Origin of the sequence: Prosthecodimorpha hirschii (assembly GCF_001305515.1) — a bacterium.
Lineage (GTDB): Bacteria > Pseudomonadota > Alphaproteobacteria > Rhizobiales > Ancalomicrobiaceae > Prosthecodimorpha > Prosthecodimorpha hirschii.
On sequence record NZ_LJYW01000001.1, the window covers coordinates 3903195 to 3919758 of the forward strand.

The window sequence follows — 16564 nt, forward strand, 5'->3', positions numbered from 1 at the left end:
CAACAAAAATAAAATACAATCTGAAATTTATAGATACGGTAAAATAGCCCACTGATGCCCGCGGTGGAGGGGACTGCTGCGTCTCTGCCGGACGGCTGCGCTCGACGCCGGATCGGTTGCGCGGCGGCCCCCGCCCGGGCACCCTCAGGCCCGACCACTGACATGAAGGGCCAATCGATGCTCGACCATTTCCGCATGTTCGCCGGCTACAATGCCTGGGCCAACCGGCGGCTCTACGAAGCCGCCGCGGCGCTTCCGGAGGCCGACTATCGGGCCGATCACGGGGCCTTTTTCGGGTCGCTGCATCGGACGCTTAACCATATTCTGGTCGGCGATCGCATCTGGATGCGCCGGTTCACCGGTGCGGGCGAGGCGCCGAACCGGCTCGACGCGATCCTGCATGACGACCTCGCGGGGCTGACCGCGGCCCGTTTCGCCGAGGACCGGCGCATCGTCGACTGGGTCGACGGCCTGGACGCGGCTCGGCTTGCGGCGACCTTCACCTATGTTCCGGTGACGCGGCCCGAGCCCGTGACGCAGCCGCTCGCGCCTGCGCTCGCCCATTTCTTCAACCACCAGACCCACCATCGCGGCCAGGCGCATGTGATCCTGACCCGCTCCGCCGGCCGCGCGCCGGACCTCGACCTGATCTTGTTCCAGCGAGAGACCGGGATCGGGATGTGATCGGCGCTTGGCCGGCTCCCGCTCGGGCGGCGGCGCCCGGGTGCCGTCGACCGGCCTGCGCGGCGCGGTGCCGGTCGTCCCGCCGTCCGACGGGTCTCGGCCCGCGCCGGTCTTGCCGCTCGGCATCGGGCTGCCGGACCGAGGCGGCGGGGCGCGGGCGCGGGATGGGGCAGCGCGGAAAGCAATCTCGAATCAGGCCCTTGGTCCGGTCGACCGGGACCCGCGCGAAGGACCGGACGCCGCACCGCCCGGTCTCGCGAGACCCTGCCCGTCATCCCGTGCATGCTGCACTGCAAGGTCTTGTGTGCGTGACGGCTTCATGCGTATGACGGTGAGATATTTCAGGTATATGGCATGCCAGGATAGCAATGGTTGAGCATTTTTTCCCGACGCGAGCCGTCCGGGCGATGGATTGCGACGTAATCCCTTTGGACGTTTTGACGCAGAGCAGCAAAAGGGATTAGAACCTAGACCCGTCGGGCGGGGGGCCTGCAGAACGAGGCGCGTCGGGGGGGGACCCGGCGCCGCATTCGATCCGGACCGCCCGAACGAGTTCGCTTCAACGACGACCGCCTTCAACGGACGGACCAGTGCCGATGTCGACCACGGAAAGCAAAGCGAGCGGACCCGCGCGCCCGCTCTCGCCGCACCTGCAGATCTACCGGTTCTCCTGGACGATGGCGATGTCGATCGCCCATCGCATCACCGGTGCGGCGCTCTACGGCGGCACGCTGCTGGTCGCGATCTGGCTGGTCGCGGCGGCGTCCGGCAAGGCGAGCTACGACACCGTGCAGTGGTTCTTCGGCTCCTTCCTCGGCCTCCTGGTCCTGTTCGGCTTCACCTTCGCGCTCTGGCACCACACGCTCGGCGGCATCCGTCACCTGATCTGGGACACCGGCAAGGGCTTCGAGCTGCAGAGCCGGATGGCGATGGCCAAGTTCACGCTGATCGGGTCGGCCGTCCTGACGGTCCTGACCTGGATCGTCGCCCTCGTGGTCCGTTGAGGAGAACTCCGATGTCGATGCGCACCCCGCTCGGCCGCGTCCGCGGTCTCGGCTCCGCCCATGACGGTACCCACCACTTCTGGCAGAAGCGGGTCACCTCGGTGGCGCTCGTTCCGCTGACCCTGATCGTGGTCGGCGTGGTGATCGCGATCCCCGGCCGCAGCCATGCCGACGCCGTCGCGCTGCTCGGCCATCCGCTGGTCGCCATCACGCTGCTCGCCACGCTCCTCGCCGGCATCCACCACATGCATCTCGGCATGCAGGTGGTCATCGAGGACTACATCCACACCGAGCCGACCAAGACGGCGCTGGTTCTCGCCAACACCTTCTTCTGCGCCCTGATGGCCATCGCGTGCGTCTGGGCCGTCGTGAAGCTCTCCTTCGGCATCTGAACGCTCGGACACAGCACCCATGGCCGAATCCAAGACCACCGCCGCCCCCTCCGCGCTCAACGGCGCCTATCCGTTCATCGACCACACCTTCGACGTGGTGGTGGTCGGGGCCGGCGGCGCGGGGCTGCGGGCCGTCACCGGCTGCTCCGAGGCCGGCCTCAAGACGGCCTGCATCACCAAGGTCTTCCCGACCCGCTCGCACACCGTCGCCGCCCAGGGCGGCATCTCGGCCTCGCTCGGCAACATGGGCGAGGACGACTGGCGCTGGCACATGTACGACACCGTCAAGGGCTCCGACTGGCTCGGCGACCAGGACGCGATCGAGTATCTGTGCCGCAACGCGCCGGATGCGGTCTACGAGCTCGAGCATTGGGGCGTGCCCTTCTCGCGCACCGAGGAAGGCAAGATCTACCAGCGGCCCTTCGGCGGCATGACCACCCATTTCGGCAAGGGCCGCGCCCAGCGCACCTGCGCCGCCGCCGACCGCACCGGCCACGCCATCCTGCACACGCTCTACGGACAGTCGCTGCGCTACTCGGCCGAGTTCTTCATCGAGTATTTCGCCATCGACCTGATCATGGACGACGATGGCGCCTGCCGCGGCGTGATCGCACTGTGCATGGAAGACGGCACGCTGCACCGCTTCCGCTGCGCCAAGACCATCCTGGCGACCGGCGGCTACGGCCGCACCTATTTCTCCTGCACCTCCGCCCATACCTGCACGGGCGACGGCAACGCCATGGTGCTGCGCGCCGGCCTGCCGCTGCAGGACATGGAGTTCGTGCAGTTCCACCCGACCGGCATCTACGGCGCCGGCGTGCTGATCACCGAGGGCGCCCGCGGCGAGGGCGGCTACCTGACCAATTCCGAGGGCGAGCGCTTCATGGAGCGCTATGCCCCCTCGGCCAAGGATCTCGCCTCGCGTGACGTGGTCAGCCGCGCCATGACGATCGAAATCCGCGAGGGCCGCGGCGTCGGCAAGAACAAGGATCACATCCACCTGCACTTGAGCCATCTGGATCCCGCGATCCTGGCCGAGCGCCTGCCGGGCATCACGGAATCGGCGAAGATCTTCGCCGGCGTCGACCTGACCAAGGAGCCGATCCCGGTGCTGCCGACCGTCCACTACAACATGGGCGGCATCCCGACGAACTTCCACGGCGAGGTGCTGACCAAGAAGGGCGGCGATCCGGACTGCATCGTCCCGGGCCTCCTGGCGATCGGCGAGGCGGCCTGCGTGTCGGTCCACGGCGCCAACCGCCTCGGCTCCAACTCGCTGATCGACCTCGTCGTGTTCGGCCGCGCCGCCGGCCTGCGTTGCGCGGAGACGATCCGGCGCGGCGAGCGCCAGCCGGACCTGCCCAAGGGCGCCGGCGACCTGGCGCTGTCGCGCCTCGACCGCTTCCGCTACGCCTCGGGCGGTACGCCTACGGCCGAGCTGCGGCTCAAGATGCAGCGCGTCATGCAGACCAACTGTGCGGTGTTCCGCACCGGCGACGTGCTGAGCGAAGGCCAGAAGCTGATCCACGACGTGTGGAGCGGCATCGGCGACGTGAAGGTCACCGACCGTTCGATGGTCTGGAATTCGGATCTGATCGAGACGCTCGAATTCGACAACCTGATCACCCAGGCGGTCGTGACCATGGACTCCGCCGCCAACCGCCAGGAAAGCCGCGGCGCCCATGCCCGCGAGGACTTTCCGGACCGCGACGACGCCAACTGGATGAAGCACACCCTCGCCTGGGCCAGCGACGACACCCGCAAGGTGACGCTCGACTACCGCCCGGTGCATACCTACACGATGTCCAACGACATCGCCTATATCGAGCCGAAGGCGCGGGTCTACTGATGTGACCGGGGCGGGCTACTCGGGCACGCCTCTGCCGCGCAAGCTCGGGCTTGCGGACGGCCAGCAGGTGGCCTTCGTCGGCCTGCCCCCGGAACTTGAGGCGCTCGCCGCGGCGGCCTCCTTTGCCGGCATGATCCGGACGGAGGCCTGGGTGGGTTTCGGCCCGCCGGCCCGGCTGGATCTGATCCTCGGTTTCACCGCCCGGCGCGCCGATCTCGCGGCGGGTCTGGCGGGGATGATCGCGGCGATCAGGCCGGCCGGAATGATCTGGGTCGCCTGGCCCAAGAAGGCCGCGAAGGTGGCGACGGACGTGACCGAGGATGTGGTTCGCGACGTGGCGCTGCCCTTGGGGTTGGTGGATGTGAAGGTTTGCGCGGTCGACGCGATCTGGTCGGGCTTGAAGCTCGTGATCCGCAAGGATCTCCGCCGGACGCTCGGGGCGCAGGACGGTTGAGGCGAAGGACGACACGATGGTCGAGCTTGCACTGCCCAAGAACAGCCGCATGCAGCTGGGCAAGACCTGGCCGAAGCCGGCCAATGCGACGCGGCTGAAGGAATACCAGGTCTATCGCTGGAATCCGGATGACGGGCGCAATCCGCAGATCGACACCTTCTATGTCGATCTGGACGATTGCGGGCCGATGATCCTGGACGGTCTGCTCTACATCAAGAACAAGATCGACCCGACGCTGACCTTCCGCCGCTCCTGCCGCGAAGGCATCTGCGGCTCCTGCGCGATGAATATCGACGGCCTCAACACGCTCGCCTGCACCAAAGGCATGGACGAGGTGAAGGGCGCCATCAAGATCTATCCGTTGCCGCATATGCCGGTGATCAAGGATCTGGTGCCGGATCTGACCAACTTCTACGCTCAGCACCGCTCGATCGAGCCCTGGCTGAAGACGGTGTCGGCGACGCCGCAGATCGAATGGAAGCAGTCGCGCGAGGATCGCGAGAAGCTCGACGGTCTCTACGAGTGCATTCTGTGCGCCTCCTGCTCGACCTCCTGCCCGAGCTACTGGTGGAACGGCGACCGCTATCTCGGTCCGGCAGTGCTGCTGCAGGCCTATCGCTGGCTGATCGACAGCCGCGACGAGGCGACCGGCGAGCGGCTCGACAATCTCGAGGATCCGTTCCGCCTGTATCGCTGCCACACGATCATGAACTGCGCCAACACCTGCCCGAAGGGCCTGAACCCGGCCAAGGCGATCGCCGAGATCAAGAAGATGATGGTCGAGCGGCGGGTCTGACCCGCCGTCGCCTGCGCTGCCGGGATGTCGAGATGGCGGCCGTCACCGGAAGGTGGCGGCCGCATTCTTTCAGGTGCCTCATTCTTTCAGCGGTCTGGAGAGCGTTCGCGCGCTTCTGCCGGATGCGGCCGGGTGGCCCATCGCCCATCCGCCTGCAGGATGGGCCATTCGATCCGCGGGCATGCGCCTACGCGGATCGGGCGGCGGTGCGGAAGGGGTTCCACCAGCGCGAGGACGGCGTTTCGCCAGTCTCATCACGGCTGCTGCCGTCGAGCGTGAGCTGGTAGGTCACCGTGCGCCGGCCGCCCTGCGAGCGGAAGCCGTGGCCGAGCGCGATGGCGCGCGTGGCCTCGTCGGTCGCCTCGATATCGATCCGGATCGCGCCGACCCCGCGGCGGCGGGCCTCGGCGATCGCCGCGGCGGCGAGCTGCCGGCCGAGCCCGCGGCCGCGCCAGGGCTTCTCGATCGCCATGACCAGTTCGCCGGTGGCGCCGTCGTCGTCGACCTCGAGTTCGGCGGCGCCGCGCAGGGTGCCGTCGACGAAGACGCCGATCAGGCTGGTCCGCGAGACGATCATGTGCAGGCAGTGCGACAGGATGAAGTGATCGTCGACGCCGGCCGCGAAGCGCTGGGCGCGGGCCGGGCCGTCGAGGCGCATCATGTGGTCGAGATAGGCCTCGAGTTCGGAGGCGCAGAGAAGCCGTACGAGGATGTCTTCACTCATGTCCGGGTCCCGCGCGTGCTCGAACTGGCTCGTCGTCGGCGCCCGTGCGAAACGATTCGCCCGCCTCGTGCCGGTGCGCCGAAGGCCGGCGGCGATCCCGTCCCCGCGCCGGCCATGCGACGCAGGAAGACCGGATCGCCCGCCTTCGAGTCAATTTCGGCGAAAGGGGTGAACCATTCGTTAACCGCGTCCGGAATGCCGAGGCCGTTCAGCGGCTTGAGATCCCGGACCGGTACCGATCACAGCAACGGCCCAGGATGCCGACGCACCGGGCCGTTGACGTGCCGCGAATGTCTCATGGGCGGCAGAGGCATGAGAAATCCGCGTGTCGAATGCCGACGATCATTCCATGACCGTCGGTATCAGGCCCGCGTCGGCGCCACCATGCGACGCTGCAGGTCGAAGATGGCGGTGGTCCAGCCATGGGCGTCGGCGACGGCTTCCCGGAAATAGCTGCCCGGGGTCGGGCCGTCCGGCAGCACGAGGCCGACGACGTCGCCGGATTCGAACTCCAGTTCCGCACCGAACCGGCGGGCGAGGCGCTGCATGTGCCGGTTCGAGGCGAGGCAGTTCATGTAGACGCGCCGGATGCGCCGGTTGCGGGCGGCGAGCAGCGTCTTTTCCATCAGCGCGGAGCCGACGCCCTTGAGCTGCCAGTCGGCCTCCACGCTGAAGGCCGCTTCGGCTTCCTTGGCATTCTGCGGCAGGCCGCGCAATTCGCCGGCGCCGACCAGCCGATCGTCCGCGAACCAGCCGTGAATCAGCGTGTCTAGGTTGAAGCTCGTCTCCGCATAGCGGATGACGAAGTCGTCGGACGCCCCCATCGCGAAGCGCTGGTGGCGGGAGATCGGGTCGAGACGCAAAAGATGGTCCCGAAAGGCGCCGCGGTCGGCGAGCCAGAGCTTGCGCACTGTGCCCCCGTCGGTGATCGTTTTCATTGTCATGTCCTCGCGCGCCCGGCTTGCGACGGCCGGGTGGCCCGGTTGGGATTCGACCCGTCTGGTCCACCGGCCCGATACGGGTTCTGCGGCGGCGGGTCGGCGGCGATCCGCGGCCTGTTCCGGCAACGGAGGGCGTCCCTCATGGTCTATATTGCACTGCAATATGGGGCGGCTCTATGGCAAATCCAACCCCTCTTGGCATCGCTGCCATCACGAATTGGCGCAGCGGACGTGCCGGTGCCGCCGCGGACCCCCGCCGGCCGGTCTGCGGCGGCGACCGGCCCCGGCGTGGCGCAACCTCGAGGATCGGGCGTGGAATCGGCGCCCGTCGGGCCGGGATTCGGCCGGGCATCGAAAAATAGCCATCAACGCCGTTCAGACACGGGCGGAACGCCGGTCCGCGGCGGATTTCCGGTCGCCTTGACACGGCCGGATGCGGTAATGCTGACAACGCGACGAATCGGTTCGGTCGCGACGGGGATCGGAGCAAGAGACATGACGGGACGCCACGCGGCCGTGCTGGCGCTGGTCGCCACCACCATGCTGGCCGGCTGTGGCCGATTGGGGATGTCGGATATGGGAGGGCCGGCGCCGGCTGCCCAATACGAGCCACTGCCCGCCGCACCGACCAAGCCGGTCACCCAAGGCTCGCTCCAGCCGCTGCCGCCGGTTCCCGGACAGCCGGGCCCGGGCATGGCCGGCGACATGCCGCCGCCGGGCGCGCCCGGACCCGTGGCGGCCGTCGATCCCGGCCCGCCGCCCTCGCCCGAAAAGGCGCCGCCGATCGGTCGCACCGAGGTCCTCGGGGCCTGGAAGATCGCGTCGGGGACCGACAGTTGCCAGCTCTTCATGACGCTGACCACGTGGTCCGGTGGCTATCGCGCCAACACCCGCGGCTGCACCTCGCCGCAGTTGCAGCGGATCTCCGCCTGGGATCTGAGCGGCAAGCAGGTTGCCCTGAAGGGGGCGGACGGCTCCATCGTGGCGACGCTCTACGGCGCCGGACCGGAGCGTTTCTCGGGCCAGACCAGCGAGCGGCTCCCGGTCAGCGTTTCGCGCTGACCCAGGAGAGGGTGCTCAGCGTCTCGCGCTGACCCAGGAGAGAGTGATCAGCGTCTCGCGCTGACCCAGGACAGAGAGGTCAGCGTCTGGCGCTGACTCCGGACAAGGGATCTCAGCGTCTGGCGCTGGCCCCAGCGAAGACCTTCGGCGTCTCGCGTGCCCGACCGGGTGTTCTTGAGCATTTCGCGCCGACCCGCGAAGGCACCTGCGGCGGATCGCACAGGGTCTGAGGCCCGTGGGCGCGCCACGACGGCTCCCGGCCGCGGTCCTGTCGTGCCGCAGCGTCGCTTGCGGTCGCCCGGGAAGCGAACCGTCGCGGCCTTGTTCCGCTGCACGACAGCGCCGGTGATGGGCCATGCGCCGGCTTGACCCCGTCGGCAGCGTCGGCGACCTTGCGGGCTCGCAAGGAACCCCCACCATGGCCACCATGCCGCTTCTCGCCGACGATCAGATGAGCCCTGAGGCCAGGGCGGTGATCGACGACATCCGCGCGACCCGGAAGACCGATTTCATCAACAATTTCTGGCGTGCGCTGGCCAACGATCCGGCCCTGCTGAAGCGCACCTGGGAGAGCCTCAAGGCGGTGATGGGCCCCGGTCAGCTCGACCCGAAGGTCAAGGAACTGATCTATATCGCGGTCTCGGTCGCGCAATCCTGCGAATACTGCATCCATTCCCACACCGCTGCGGCGCGGGCCAAGGGCGTGAGCGATCAGGAACTGATGGAACTCTTCGCCGTGATCGGCATGGCGGCCGAGACCAATCGGCTGGTCACGGCCATGCAGGTCCCGGTGGACGAGATTTTCAAGGTCGGCTGATGCCGGCGGAAGGTGGGGCGGGGGCGTCTTCGGCCCGATGCGCCAAGGCGGACACGGAGCGCGATGACCAGCGTCGGATTGCGGGATACCAAGAGCGCGCCGGCGCCAGGCGGATCGAAGCCTTCCGGCGCGTTGCCGAAATGGCTGGAATGGCAGGGGCAGGGTGTATCCTCCGGCTGGCGCTTCCTGGTCCACCAGCGCGACGGCCTGGGCGCGCGGCTCAGCAGCCTGATCAATGCCCTCGCGCTGGCGCGACGGGCCGGCGGGACGGTTGAACTGGACTGGCCGCCGATGACGGCCGGCGACCCGGACACCCATGCCATGGGGCCGGTCACCGAGATTTTCGCACCGGCCTTCTTGGAGCGGCACCGCGGTCCGGGCGCACCGAAAGGCCTGTCGGGGGTCGCCGAACTCGGCGCGGTCCGGGATGCGATCCAGTCCGGCCGGGCGCCGCCGCAGGGTGTCGTCGCGGTGCGGGCGCATTGGCGGCCGATCGGACATGAACTGCCGCAGTTCTGGACCGCCCAGGAATACCGCGCGCTCTGCCGGGCGGCGTTCGACGCCATCGAATTCGTCCCCGCGCTCGAGGCCGCGCGCCGCAAGGCCGCGGCCTTGCCGCTGCCGGCGAGAGCCGTCGGGGTGCATCTGCGGGCCGGCGACGTGATCTACGGCGACTACCGGACGGATGCCCGTATGGTCACCAAGGCGATCTCCTATCCGGTCGCCGAGGCGATCGTGGTGCAAGAGCGGGCCGCCCGTCACGCGGTCATCCTGTTCGGGGAAGATCGGGCCTTCATGTCCCATCTCGCGAAGCGCCATGCGGCGAGACCCATCTCCGACACGGTCGACCTCGCGGGGATGTCGAAACTGGAGCGGGCCATCTTCGAGATCACCCTGATGACGCGCCTGCACCGCCTTCATGCCGGCCAGAGCGCCTTTGCCGGGACGGCCGCGCTGGCAGGACCCGTGCAGCTGGCGCCGTCAAACGGCGGCCTCGAACCGGACGAGATCGTCTCGCTGATCCGGACGCGGCTCGCCGCCGAGGCGGCGGCGCGCGAGGTCGCGATATCCGGCCGGCAGACGGCCTTTGCCTGCCGCGTCGCCCTGCGTTTCGACCGGCTCTCGACGGCGGCGAAGCTCGAGCCGGGCGAGCGGCTCGCCCTGATCGACCTGGCGCTCCGCCACGATGCCTTCAACGCCCGTCTGCACATCGTCCGGGCCGCGCATGGCTACGCCGAGGCCGATCCGGAGGCCGCCGATGCCGCCCTGGCGCAGGCGGCCGTCGTGGCGCCGTCGAAGGAGCTCCGGGTCATATTCCGGGACGCGATCCAGGGTCAGGGCGATGCCGCAGGGCCGGACCTGCGCGCCGGGCTGGAGGCTGCGGCGGCCGCCGGCAGGCCGATGGCGGCCTTCGTCCTGGCCGTGCTCGACACCGAAAAGGATCGCGTCCTGGCCGCATCGCGGGCGCAGGTCTATCTGGCCGGCCGGCCGGCGCATCTCGCCTGCCTGGACCCTCACGTCGGCGCTCTTGCCGGGACCGGTCAGGCTCCGGTCGAGTGATCGCGGCCCAGGCCGACGGGCCGACTATTGTTGGGTCGCGGCGCCTTCGGACAGGGCCTTCTCGGCAGCCTGTCGGTGCTCGTCGCGGATATGGCCCGTGACCATGCCGATCGCCGTGATCAGCACGGTGGCATCGTCGGTGAAGCCGACCAGAGGCAGGAAGTCCGGCAGGAGATCGGCCGGCATCACGAAATAGGCGAGGGCGCCGAGCAGCGTCAGGCGGACCCGCCGCGGCGTCGTCGGATCGAGCGCGCAATAATAGGCGGCGACCAGATCGGTCGAGAACGGGATGGCGCGGGCCGCGCGGCGCAGGGACGCCCAGAAGCCGGCCCGGACCTTCGCCTCGCGCTCGTCTTCCGGCCCGACGATTTCGGGGTCGAGAAAGATGCGCTGGTCCATGGTTCTGGCGAACTCCCGATGGGCCGGCCCTGCATACGGTCCGGCGAGGTTGCGACCTGACAAGACGGCGGACGCGGAATGGTTCCGCCGGCATGCGGAAGGGATCCGCCGGCATGGCGAGATCGCAGCCGGCCACGAACCTTGAAATCGTGACGCCGGGGATAAATTCAAGATCGCGCGGGTTCAGGAGGCGGGCACGGAACGGATCGCGCGCGGATACATCCTGGCGACCACCACCGGATCGCGCCGGGTCGCCGGGGCCGCCGCCACGAACGGATATTCGTCCTCGACGATATAGGGGCCGCCGCCCTTCGAAGCCCTGGACGAGAACAGGACGGCGCGTTCGGCGCGGAAGCGTCCGCCGGGGAAGCCGCCGCGGACATCGAGCCAATGCGCGACGTCGCGCGCCTGCGCGCCTTTGACCCGGGCGATGGTGATGTGGGGATGGTACTTGCGGCCCTCGGGGTCCAGCCCGAGCCGCTGCATGATCCGCTCATGCTCGGCCTGAAGCTCCATCAGCGCCGGTGTCGGTTCGACCTTGGCGAAGACGGAATGCGGCTGCCGGCCGCCGAAATAGTCGATGCCGCGGATCCGCACGTCGAAGGCCGGCCGGCGGACCCGGGCCAGGGCGTCGGCGATCTCGTCGGCGATGCGCTCATCGACATCGCCGATAAAGCGCAGGGTGACGTGATAGTTCTCCGGATCGATCCAGGTCGCCCCCGGAAGGCCGCCGCGCAACTCGGTCAGGGTGAGGGCGAGATCGGCGGGGATCTCGAGGCCTGTGAAAAGCCTTGGCATGGTGCGCGCCTCCCGAATCTCTCTGGGACCCCACGTAGGCCGACGTTAGCCGACCCATTCGGCGGTGCAACACGGAAAGCAGCCGCGGCGGCGCGGCCGCTCTCTCGCCGCCGCGCGGCGGCAATGCGGCCGAGCCCCTTTGATCCGGCGCGAAAACAGGCTATTCACCCGCGCGACGAAATGCATGATCCGTCATCGACGGGCGTCATGTCTTGCCGGCGACCGCGCGTTGCGCGAAGGCCGGCTGCCGAGGACGGGAGACGAGGCCATGGACAAGTTCACGACGCTCACCGGTGTGGCCGCGCCGCTGCCGATCGTCAATGTCGACACGGACATGATCATCCCCAAGCAGTTCCTGAAGACGATCGAGCGGACCGGTCTCGGCAAGGGCCTGTTCTTCGAGATGCGCTTCGACGAAGCCGGTGTCGAAAAGCCCGAATTCGTGTTGAACCAGCAGGCCTACCGCAAGGCGCAGATCCTCGTCGCCGGCAACAATTTCGGCTGCGGGTCGAGCCGCGAGCACGCGCCTTGGGCGTTGCTCGACTACGGCATCCGCTGCGTCATTTCGACCAGCTTCGCCGACATCTTCTACAACAACTGCTTCAAGAACGGCATCCTGCCGATCGTGGTCTCCCCGGAAGACCTGGAGAAGCTGCTCGACGATGCCGGCCGCGGGTCCAACGCCACGCTGACCATCGACCTGCCGGCGCAGGAAATCCGGGGTCCGGATGGCGGCACCGTGAAATTCGAGATCGACGCGTTCCGCAAGCATTGCCTGCTCAACGGCCTCGACGACATCGGCCTGACCCTCGAGAAGGCCGACAAGATCACCAGCTACGAGACGAAGCTCGCCGAGGTCCAGCCCTGGGCCTGAGTTCCGGCGCCGGGCGTCGGGGGGAGGCACACGCCCCGACGCCGTCGCGTGCCGGTCGTGCTGCTGCCTGCTGATCGGGCCGGCTGACGCCGGCCGTGGCCCCTTTCTGTTCCAAGGGCTCTTCTGCGATGTCACCGGAAACCTGGGCCCTGTTCGTGCCCGCGGCCTTCGCGCTCAACATGTATCCGGGTCCGAACAACGTGTTGGCGATGACCAACGGCGCCCGCTACGGCTTCGGCACGGCGCTGCTGGCCTCGGCGGGGCGCTTCCCGCCCTTCGCCGGCTTCGTCCTGGGGGCGGCGGTCGGATTGGGGGCGGCCCTGGCCGCCTCGGCTGAATTCTTCACCGCCATCAAGATCGCGGGGGCGATCTATCTGGTCTGGCTGGGCTTGAAGATGGTGCTCGGCGGCGCCTCCGATCTCACCGAGGCCGAGGGCTCCTCGCGCCTTGCCGCTCTGGCGCGGCGGGAGTTTCTGACCGCGATCACCAATCCGAAGGCGATGCTGGTCTTCACCGCCTTCTTCGCCCCCTTCGTTGATCCGACGCAGCCTGCCTTCGGGCAGATCCTGCAGCTCGGTGCCGCCGCATTGGCGCTCGAAGCGGTCGCGGTCGCGCTTTATGCCTTCGCCGGCAGCCGGCTGGAGCGCTTCGTCCGCGATGCGCGCCGCCTGGCGCTGGTCAACCGGATCTCCGGCACGGCGCTGATCGTCGCCGGCGCCCTGCTCCTGTTCGCGCGCCGTCCCGCGCAGGCCTGAACCAATCTCACTGCGGAGTTCCCATGACCAGAAAGCTCGTCTCCACCGGTTCGCCCTTTGAGAAGGTTGCCGGCTATTCCCGTGCGGTCGCCGACGGCGACTGGTGCTGGGTGTCCGGCACCACCGGCTACGACTATGCGGCCATGCAGATGCCGGACAGCGTCGAGGACCAGACCCGCAACGCCATGGAGACGATCCGCAAGGCGCTCGCGGAGGCCGGCTTCGACCTCGCCGATGTGGTCCGCGCGACCTACTACGTCACCGAGGCCGGCATGATGGACACCGTCTTCCCGGTCGTCGGCAGCTACTTCGCCGATATCCGCCCGGCCGCGACCATGATCGTCTGCGGGCTGGTCAAGCCGGAGATGAAGGTCGAGATCGAGGTCACCGCGAAGAAGCGCGGCTGATCGGGCCGCGGCCCGGCGGCGGCTGCGAAGAGGCTCCGAAGACCCCCGACGGGCGCCGACGGATGCGATGTTGCGCATTTGAACGGCGATCCGTTCGGGCGGTTGCGGCGTGGCCTGCGGGCACTATAGTGACCGCATGCCCTTGGATACGGACGCGATCTTGGCCTCTGCACGCCCCGATACCGCCGGCCCGCTGCCGGCGGGCAGTGCCGAGCGCCTGTTCCGGCGGATCGACGCGCTGCGCGACGATCTGGTCGATCTGACCCGCGATCTGATCCGCTTCCCGACCGTCAATCCGCCCGGCGAGGGCTATCGCGAGTGTGCCGAATATCTCGGCCGCCGGCTCGCGGCCTCCGGCTTTGCGGTCGACTATCCCCGTGCGCTCGGGGCGCCGGGCGATAGCGACCGCTATCCGCGCGTCAATGTCGTCGCCCGGCGCGACGGCGGCCGGCCGGGCCGCACGGTGCATTTCAACGGCCATATCGACGTGGTCGAGGCCGGGCACGGCTGGACGGTCGATCCCTTCGCGGGCGTGGTCCGCGACGGCCGGGTCTATGGCCGCGGCGCCTGCGACATGAAGGGCGGCATCGCGGCGAGCGTCATCGCTGCGGAGGCGATCCTGGCCGAATCCCCGGACTTCGCCGGCGCGATCGAGGTCTCCGGCACCTGCGACGAGGAATCCGGTGGCTTCGGCGGCGTCGGCTGGCTGGCCCGCAACGGCTGGTTCGACCGCAGCAAGGTCGACCACGTCATCATCCCGGAACCGCTCGATGTCGACCGGGTCTGTCTCGGCCATCGCGGCGTCTGGTGGGCCGAGATCGAGATGAAGGGCCGCATCGGCCACGGCTCGATGCCGTTCCTCGGCATCAATGCGATCCGCGGCATGGCGGCGTTCCTGAGCCTGGTCGAAGGCGAGCTCCTGCCCGATCTCGCCCGCCGGCAGACCCGCATGCCGTGCGAACCGCCCGGCGCCCGCAGCGCCACGCTCAACTACAATTCGATCCATGGCGGCCTGGCCGAGCCGCGCGACGAGACGTTGCCGGCGCCGGTCGTCGCCGATTCCTGCCGGCTGGTGATCGACCGCCGCTATCTGGTCGAGGAGGATTTCGCGGCCGTGAAGGGCGAGATCCTGGCGCTCCTGGACCGGGTCAAGGCCGGCACGCCGGGCCTCGACTACCGGCTCGACGAGATCATGACCTTCCAGCCGACCATGACCGAGCCGGATGCGCCGGTCGTGAAGGCGCTCGACCACTATATCCATCGCGTGCTCGGCAAGCCGTCGCGCCATATCGCCTCGCCGGGCACCTACGACCAGAAGCACATCACGCGGCACGGATCGGTGATCGATTGCGTCGCCTACGGGCCCGGTATTCTGGATCTTGCCCACCAGCCGGACGAGTATGTGGTGATCGACGACATGATCGCCTCGGCCAAGATCATGGCGGCCGCAGCGCTGACGCTGGCCGGAGGCGCATCGTCCTGACCCGTCGGCCTCGGCCGGCGGCGCGTTTCGAGAAAATTCCAGGGGGGACCCACCATGCCGTACCGACGTTCCGTTCTGCTCGCCGCGCTGGTCGCGGGCGGGATCGCCTCGCCGGCCCTGGCTCAGGACAAGAGCCAGGTCGTGCTGTGCCAGACCCTCGAGCCGACCGTGCTCGACCCGACCGCGGGTGCCGCCCAGGCGATCCGCGAGGTCACCTACGGCAACATCTTCGAAGGCCTCGTCGCCATCGACCGCGCCGGCAAGATCGTGCCGAAGCTGGCCGAAAGCTGGCAGATTTCGGCCGACAATCTCGTCTACACCTTCAAGCTGAAGTCGGGCGTCACCTTCCATGACGGCACGCCGTTCACGTCGGCGGACGTGAAATACAGCCTGGAGCGGGCCGTCGCGCCGGATTCCAAGAATGCCCAGAAGTGGATCTTCACGCCGATCGCCTCGATCGAGACGCCCGATGCGGCGACCGTGAAGGTCACCCTGAAGCAGGTCGCGGCCAATTTCCTCTACGGGCTCGCCTGGGGCGATGCGATCATCGTGTCCGAGAAGACGGCGGCCGCCAACGCCACCACTCCGGTCGGCACCGGCCCCTACAAGCTCGACAAATGGACCCGCGGCGACCGGCTGAGCCTGGTTGCGGTCGACGGCTGGTGGGGTGGCAAGCCGGCGATTGCCCGCGCCACCTTCCGCTTCATCAACGATCCCCAGGCCCAGCTGGCGGCGATCCAGTCCGGCGACTGCGACGCGCTGACCAATTTCGGTGCGGCGGAGGCCCTGCCGACGCTGAAGGCCGACAAGCGGCTGACGGTCACCATCGGCAAGACCGAGGGCGAGACCATCATCGCCATGAACAACGGCAAGAAGCCGCTCGACGATCTGCGCGTGCGACGCGCCATCGCCCATGCGGTCGATCGCAACCAGGTCAATCTCGGCGCCATCAACGGCACCGGTACGCCGATCGGCAGCCATTTCTCGCCGGCCCAGCCGGGCTATGTCGATCTGACCGGCCGCTACCCCTACGATCCGGCCAAGGCCAAGGCGCTGCTGGCGGAGGCCGGCTACGCATCCGGCTTCGAACTGACCCTGAAAGTGCCGCCGCCCGCCTATGCCCGGCGCTCCTCCGAGATCGTCGCCGCCATGCTGGGTGAGGTCGGCATCCGGGTCTCGATCGAGAATGTCGAGTTCCCGCAATGGCTCGACCGGGTGTTCAAGAACAAGGACTACGATCTCACCATCATCTCGCATACCGAGCCGCTCGACATCAACATCTATGCCCGGCCGGACTACTACTTCAACTACAAGTCCCAGGCCTTCGTCGACCTGATGAAGAAGGTCGATGCGGCGGTCGACGACAAGAGCCGGCTGGCGCTCTACGGCGATGCGCAGAAGATGCTGGCCGAGGACTCGGTCAACGTGTTCCTGTTCGTGCTGCCCAAGGTGACCGTGTCCAAGGCCAGCCTCACCGGCATGTGGGCCGACTGGCCGCTGCCGGCGACGCCGCTGACCGATCTCGCCTGGCAGTGATCGCCGCAGTCGCGCCGGGGACGGGGGAT

General features: G+C 68.3%; 17 protein-coding genes and 1 pseudogene. 14 read left to right on the forward strand and 4 right to left on the reverse strand.

All coding sequences use genetic code 11. The features are described from left to right. Nucleotides 1-177: 177 nt before the first annotated feature. The 6 genes and pseudogenes from ABB55_RS17165 (at nt 178) to ABB55_RS17190 (ending at nt 5179) form a co-directional block, all read left to right on the forward strand. Nucleotides 178-684 carry a DinB family protein gene (locus ABB55_RS17165; RefSeq protein ID WP_054362130.1) on the forward strand — a complete coding sequence of 169 codons (507 nt, stop codon included), beginning with the start codon at nt 178-180 and terminating at the stop codon, nt 682-684. A gap of 596 nt (nt 685-1280) precedes the next feature. Then, nucleotides 1281-1688, forward strand: coding sequence for a succinate dehydrogenase, cytochrome b556 subunit (sdhC, locus tag ABB55_RS17170; RefSeq protein ID WP_054359893.1), 408 nt, complete (start codon nt 1281-1283; stop codon nt 1686-1688). Nucleotides 1689-1705: 17 nt separating this feature from the next. Then, a pseudogene (sdhD, locus tag ABB55_RS17175) lies at nt 1706-2044 on the forward strand (succinate dehydrogenase, hydrophobic membrane anchor protein); the annotation flags it as partial. 55 nt (nt 2045-2099) lie between these two features. Next, complete coding sequence (gene sdhA, locus ABB55_RS17180; RefSeq protein WP_054359895.1) at nt 2100-3929, forward strand: succinate dehydrogenase flavoprotein subunit; 1830 nt, start codon at nt 2100-2102, stop codon at nt 3927-3929. Nucleotide 3930: 1 nt separating this feature from the next. Next, on the forward strand, nt 3931-4383 hold the full coding sequence (locus tag ABB55_RS17185; RefSeq protein ID WP_054359896.1) for a DUF3052 family protein: 453 nt from the start codon (nt 3931-3933) through the stop codon (nt 4381-4383). 16 nt (nt 4384-4399) lie between these two features. Next, the gene (locus ABB55_RS17190; protein ID WP_054359897.1) at nt 4400-5179 is read left to right on the forward strand and encodes a succinate dehydrogenase iron-sulfur subunit; all 780 of its coding nucleotides are present in this window, start codon (nt 4400-4402) and stop codon (nt 5177-5179) included. Between the two features lie 187 nt (nt 5180-5366). Here the strand turns inward: ABB55_RS17190 and ABB55_RS17195 are convergent, their stop codons facing one another. Together ABB55_RS17195 and ABB55_RS17200 are read right to left on the reverse strand one after the other, a co-directional pair. Continuing rightward, entirely contained in the window at nt 5367-5903 is a 537-nt protein-coding gene (locus tag ABB55_RS17195; protein ID WP_054359898.1) for a GNAT family N-acetyltransferase, read from the reverse strand. Nucleotides 5904-6265: 362 nt separating this feature from the next. After that, the gene (locus ABB55_RS17200; protein WP_054359899.1) at nt 6266-6841 is read right to left on the reverse strand and encodes a GNAT family N-acetyltransferase; all 576 of its coding nucleotides are present in this window, start codon (nt 6839-6841) and stop codon (nt 6266-6268) included. 498 nt (nt 6842-7339) lie between these two features. On the opposite strand from ABB55_RS17200, the gene ABB55_RS17205 reads away from it, so the two are divergent. From ABB55_RS17205 to ABB55_RS17215, 3 genes are all read left to right on the forward strand, one after another. Then, nucleotides 7340-7906: an AprI/Inh family metalloprotease inhibitor gene (locus ABB55_RS17205; protein WP_140940674.1), complete on the forward strand. Its 567-nt coding sequence runs from the start codon at nt 7340-7342 to the stop codon at nt 7904-7906. A gap of 418 nt (nt 7907-8324) precedes the next feature. Then, nucleotides 8325-8723 carry a carboxymuconolactone decarboxylase family protein gene (locus tag ABB55_RS17210; RefSeq protein ID WP_054359900.1) on the forward strand — a complete coding sequence of 133 codons (399 nt, stop codon included), beginning with the start codon at nt 8325-8327 and terminating at the stop codon, nt 8721-8723. A 63-nt stretch (nt 8724-8786) separates the two neighbouring features. Then, nucleotides 8787-10283: a hypothetical protein gene (locus ABB55_RS17215; protein ID WP_152982084.1), complete on the forward strand. Its 1497-nt coding sequence runs from the start codon at nt 8787-8789 to the stop codon at nt 10281-10283. Nucleotides 10284-10307: 24 nt separating this feature from the next. Here ABB55_RS17215 and ABB55_RS17220 read toward each other — a convergent pair whose 3' ends face one another. Both ABB55_RS17220 and thpR read right to left on the reverse strand, forming a co-directional pair. Beyond that, entirely contained in the window at nt 10308-10682 is a 375-nt protein-coding gene (locus ABB55_RS17220) for a YkvA family protein (protein ID WP_054359902.1), read from the reverse strand. Between the two features lie 183 nt (nt 10683-10865). Continuing rightward, nucleotides 10866-11480, reverse strand: a complete 615-nt coding sequence (thpR, locus tag ABB55_RS17225) for an RNA 2',3'-cyclic phosphodiesterase (protein ID WP_054359903.1) — start codon at nt 11478-11480, stop codon at nt 10866-10868. Between the two features lie 268 nt (nt 11481-11748). On the opposite strand from thpR, the gene leuD reads away from it, so the two are divergent. From leuD to ABB55_RS17250, 5 genes are all read left to right on the forward strand, one after another. Beyond that, the gene (leuD, locus tag ABB55_RS17230) at nt 11749-12354 is read left to right on the forward strand and encodes a 3-isopropylmalate dehydratase small subunit (RefSeq protein WP_054359904.1); all 606 of its coding nucleotides are present in this window, start codon (nt 11749-11751) and stop codon (nt 12352-12354) included. 128 nt (nt 12355-12482) lie between these two features. Continuing rightward, nucleotides 12483-13109, forward strand: coding sequence for a LysE family translocator (locus ABB55_RS17235; protein WP_054359905.1), 627 nt, complete (start codon nt 12483-12485; stop codon nt 13107-13109). A gap of 23 nt (nt 13110-13132) precedes the next feature. Next, nucleotides 13133-13516 carry a RidA family protein gene (locus ABB55_RS17240; RefSeq protein ID WP_054359906.1) on the forward strand — a complete coding sequence of 128 codons (384 nt, stop codon included), beginning with the start codon at nt 13133-13135 and terminating at the stop codon, nt 13514-13516. A 160-nt stretch (nt 13517-13676) separates the two neighbouring features. Continuing rightward, entirely contained in the window at nt 13677-14999 is a 1323-nt protein-coding gene (locus ABB55_RS17245) for an acetylornithine deacetylase/succinyl-diaminopimelate desuccinylase family protein (RefSeq protein ID WP_244472062.1), read from the forward strand. 54 nt (nt 15000-15053) lie between these two features. Further along, nucleotides 15054-16535 carry an ABC transporter substrate-binding protein gene (locus ABB55_RS17250; RefSeq protein WP_054359907.1) on the forward strand — a complete coding sequence of 494 codons (1482 nt, stop codon included), beginning with the start codon at nt 15054-15056 and terminating at the stop codon, nt 16533-16535. Nucleotides 16536-16564: the final 29 nt, after the last annotated feature.

Bases quoted from the DNA above. Each gene is read 5' to 3' on its own strand.
- ABB55_RS17195 (WP_054359898.1), bottom strand. From the start codon at position 5,903: ATGAGTGAAGACATCCTCGTACGGCTTCTCTGCGCCTCCGAACTCGAG.
- leuD (WP_054359904.1), top strand. From the start codon at position 11,749: ATGGACAAGTTCACGACGCTCACCGGTGTGGCCGCGCCGCTGCCGATC.
- ABB55_RS17210 (WP_054359900.1), top strand. From the start codon at position 8,325: ATGGCCACCATGCCGCTTCTCGCCGACGATCAGATGAGCCCTGAGGCC.
- ABB55_RS17190 (WP_054359897.1), top strand. From the start codon at position 4,400: ATGGTCGAGCTTGCACTGCCCAAGAACAGCCGCATGCAGCTGGGCAAG.
- ABB55_RS17165 (WP_054362130.1), top strand. From the start codon at position 178: ATGCTCGACCATTTCCGCATGTTCGCCGGCTACAATGCCTGGGCCAAC.
- ABB55_RS17235 (WP_054359905.1), top strand. From the start codon at position 12,483: ATGTCACCGGAAACCTGGGCCCTGTTCGTGCCCGCGGCCTTCGCGCTC.
- sdhA (WP_054359895.1), top strand. From the start codon at position 2,100: ATGGCCGAATCCAAGACCACCGCCGCCCCCTCCGCGCTCAACGGCGCC.
- ABB55_RS17240 (WP_054359906.1), top strand. From the start codon at position 13,133: ATGACCAGAAAGCTCGTCTCCACCGGTTCGCCCTTTGAGAAGGTTGCC.
- sdhC (WP_054359893.1), top strand. From the start codon at position 1,281: ATGTCGACCACGGAAAGCAAAGCGAGCGGACCCGCGCGCCCGCTCTCG.
- ABB55_RS17220 (WP_054359902.1), bottom strand. From the start codon at position 10,682: ATGGACCAGCGCATCTTTCTCGACCCCGAAATCGTCGGGCCGGAAGAC.
- ABB55_RS17205 (WP_140940674.1), top strand. From the start codon at position 7,340: ATGACGGGACGCCACGCGGCCGTGCTGGCGCTGGTCGCCACCACCATG.
- ABB55_RS17215 (WP_152982084.1), top strand. From the start codon at position 8,787: ATGACCAGCGTCGGATTGCGGGATACCAAGAGCGCGCCGGCGCCAGGC.
- ABB55_RS17200 (WP_054359899.1), bottom strand. From the start codon at position 6,841: ATGAAAACGATCACCGACGGGGGCACAGTGCGCAAGCTCTGGCTCGCC.
- thpR (WP_054359903.1), bottom strand. From the start codon at position 11,480: ATGCCAAGGCTTTTCACAGGCCTCGAGATCCCCGCCGATCTCGCCCTC.
- ABB55_RS17250 (WP_054359907.1), top strand. From the start codon at position 15,054: ATGCCGTACCGACGTTCCGTTCTGCTCGCCGCGCTGGTCGCGGGCGGG.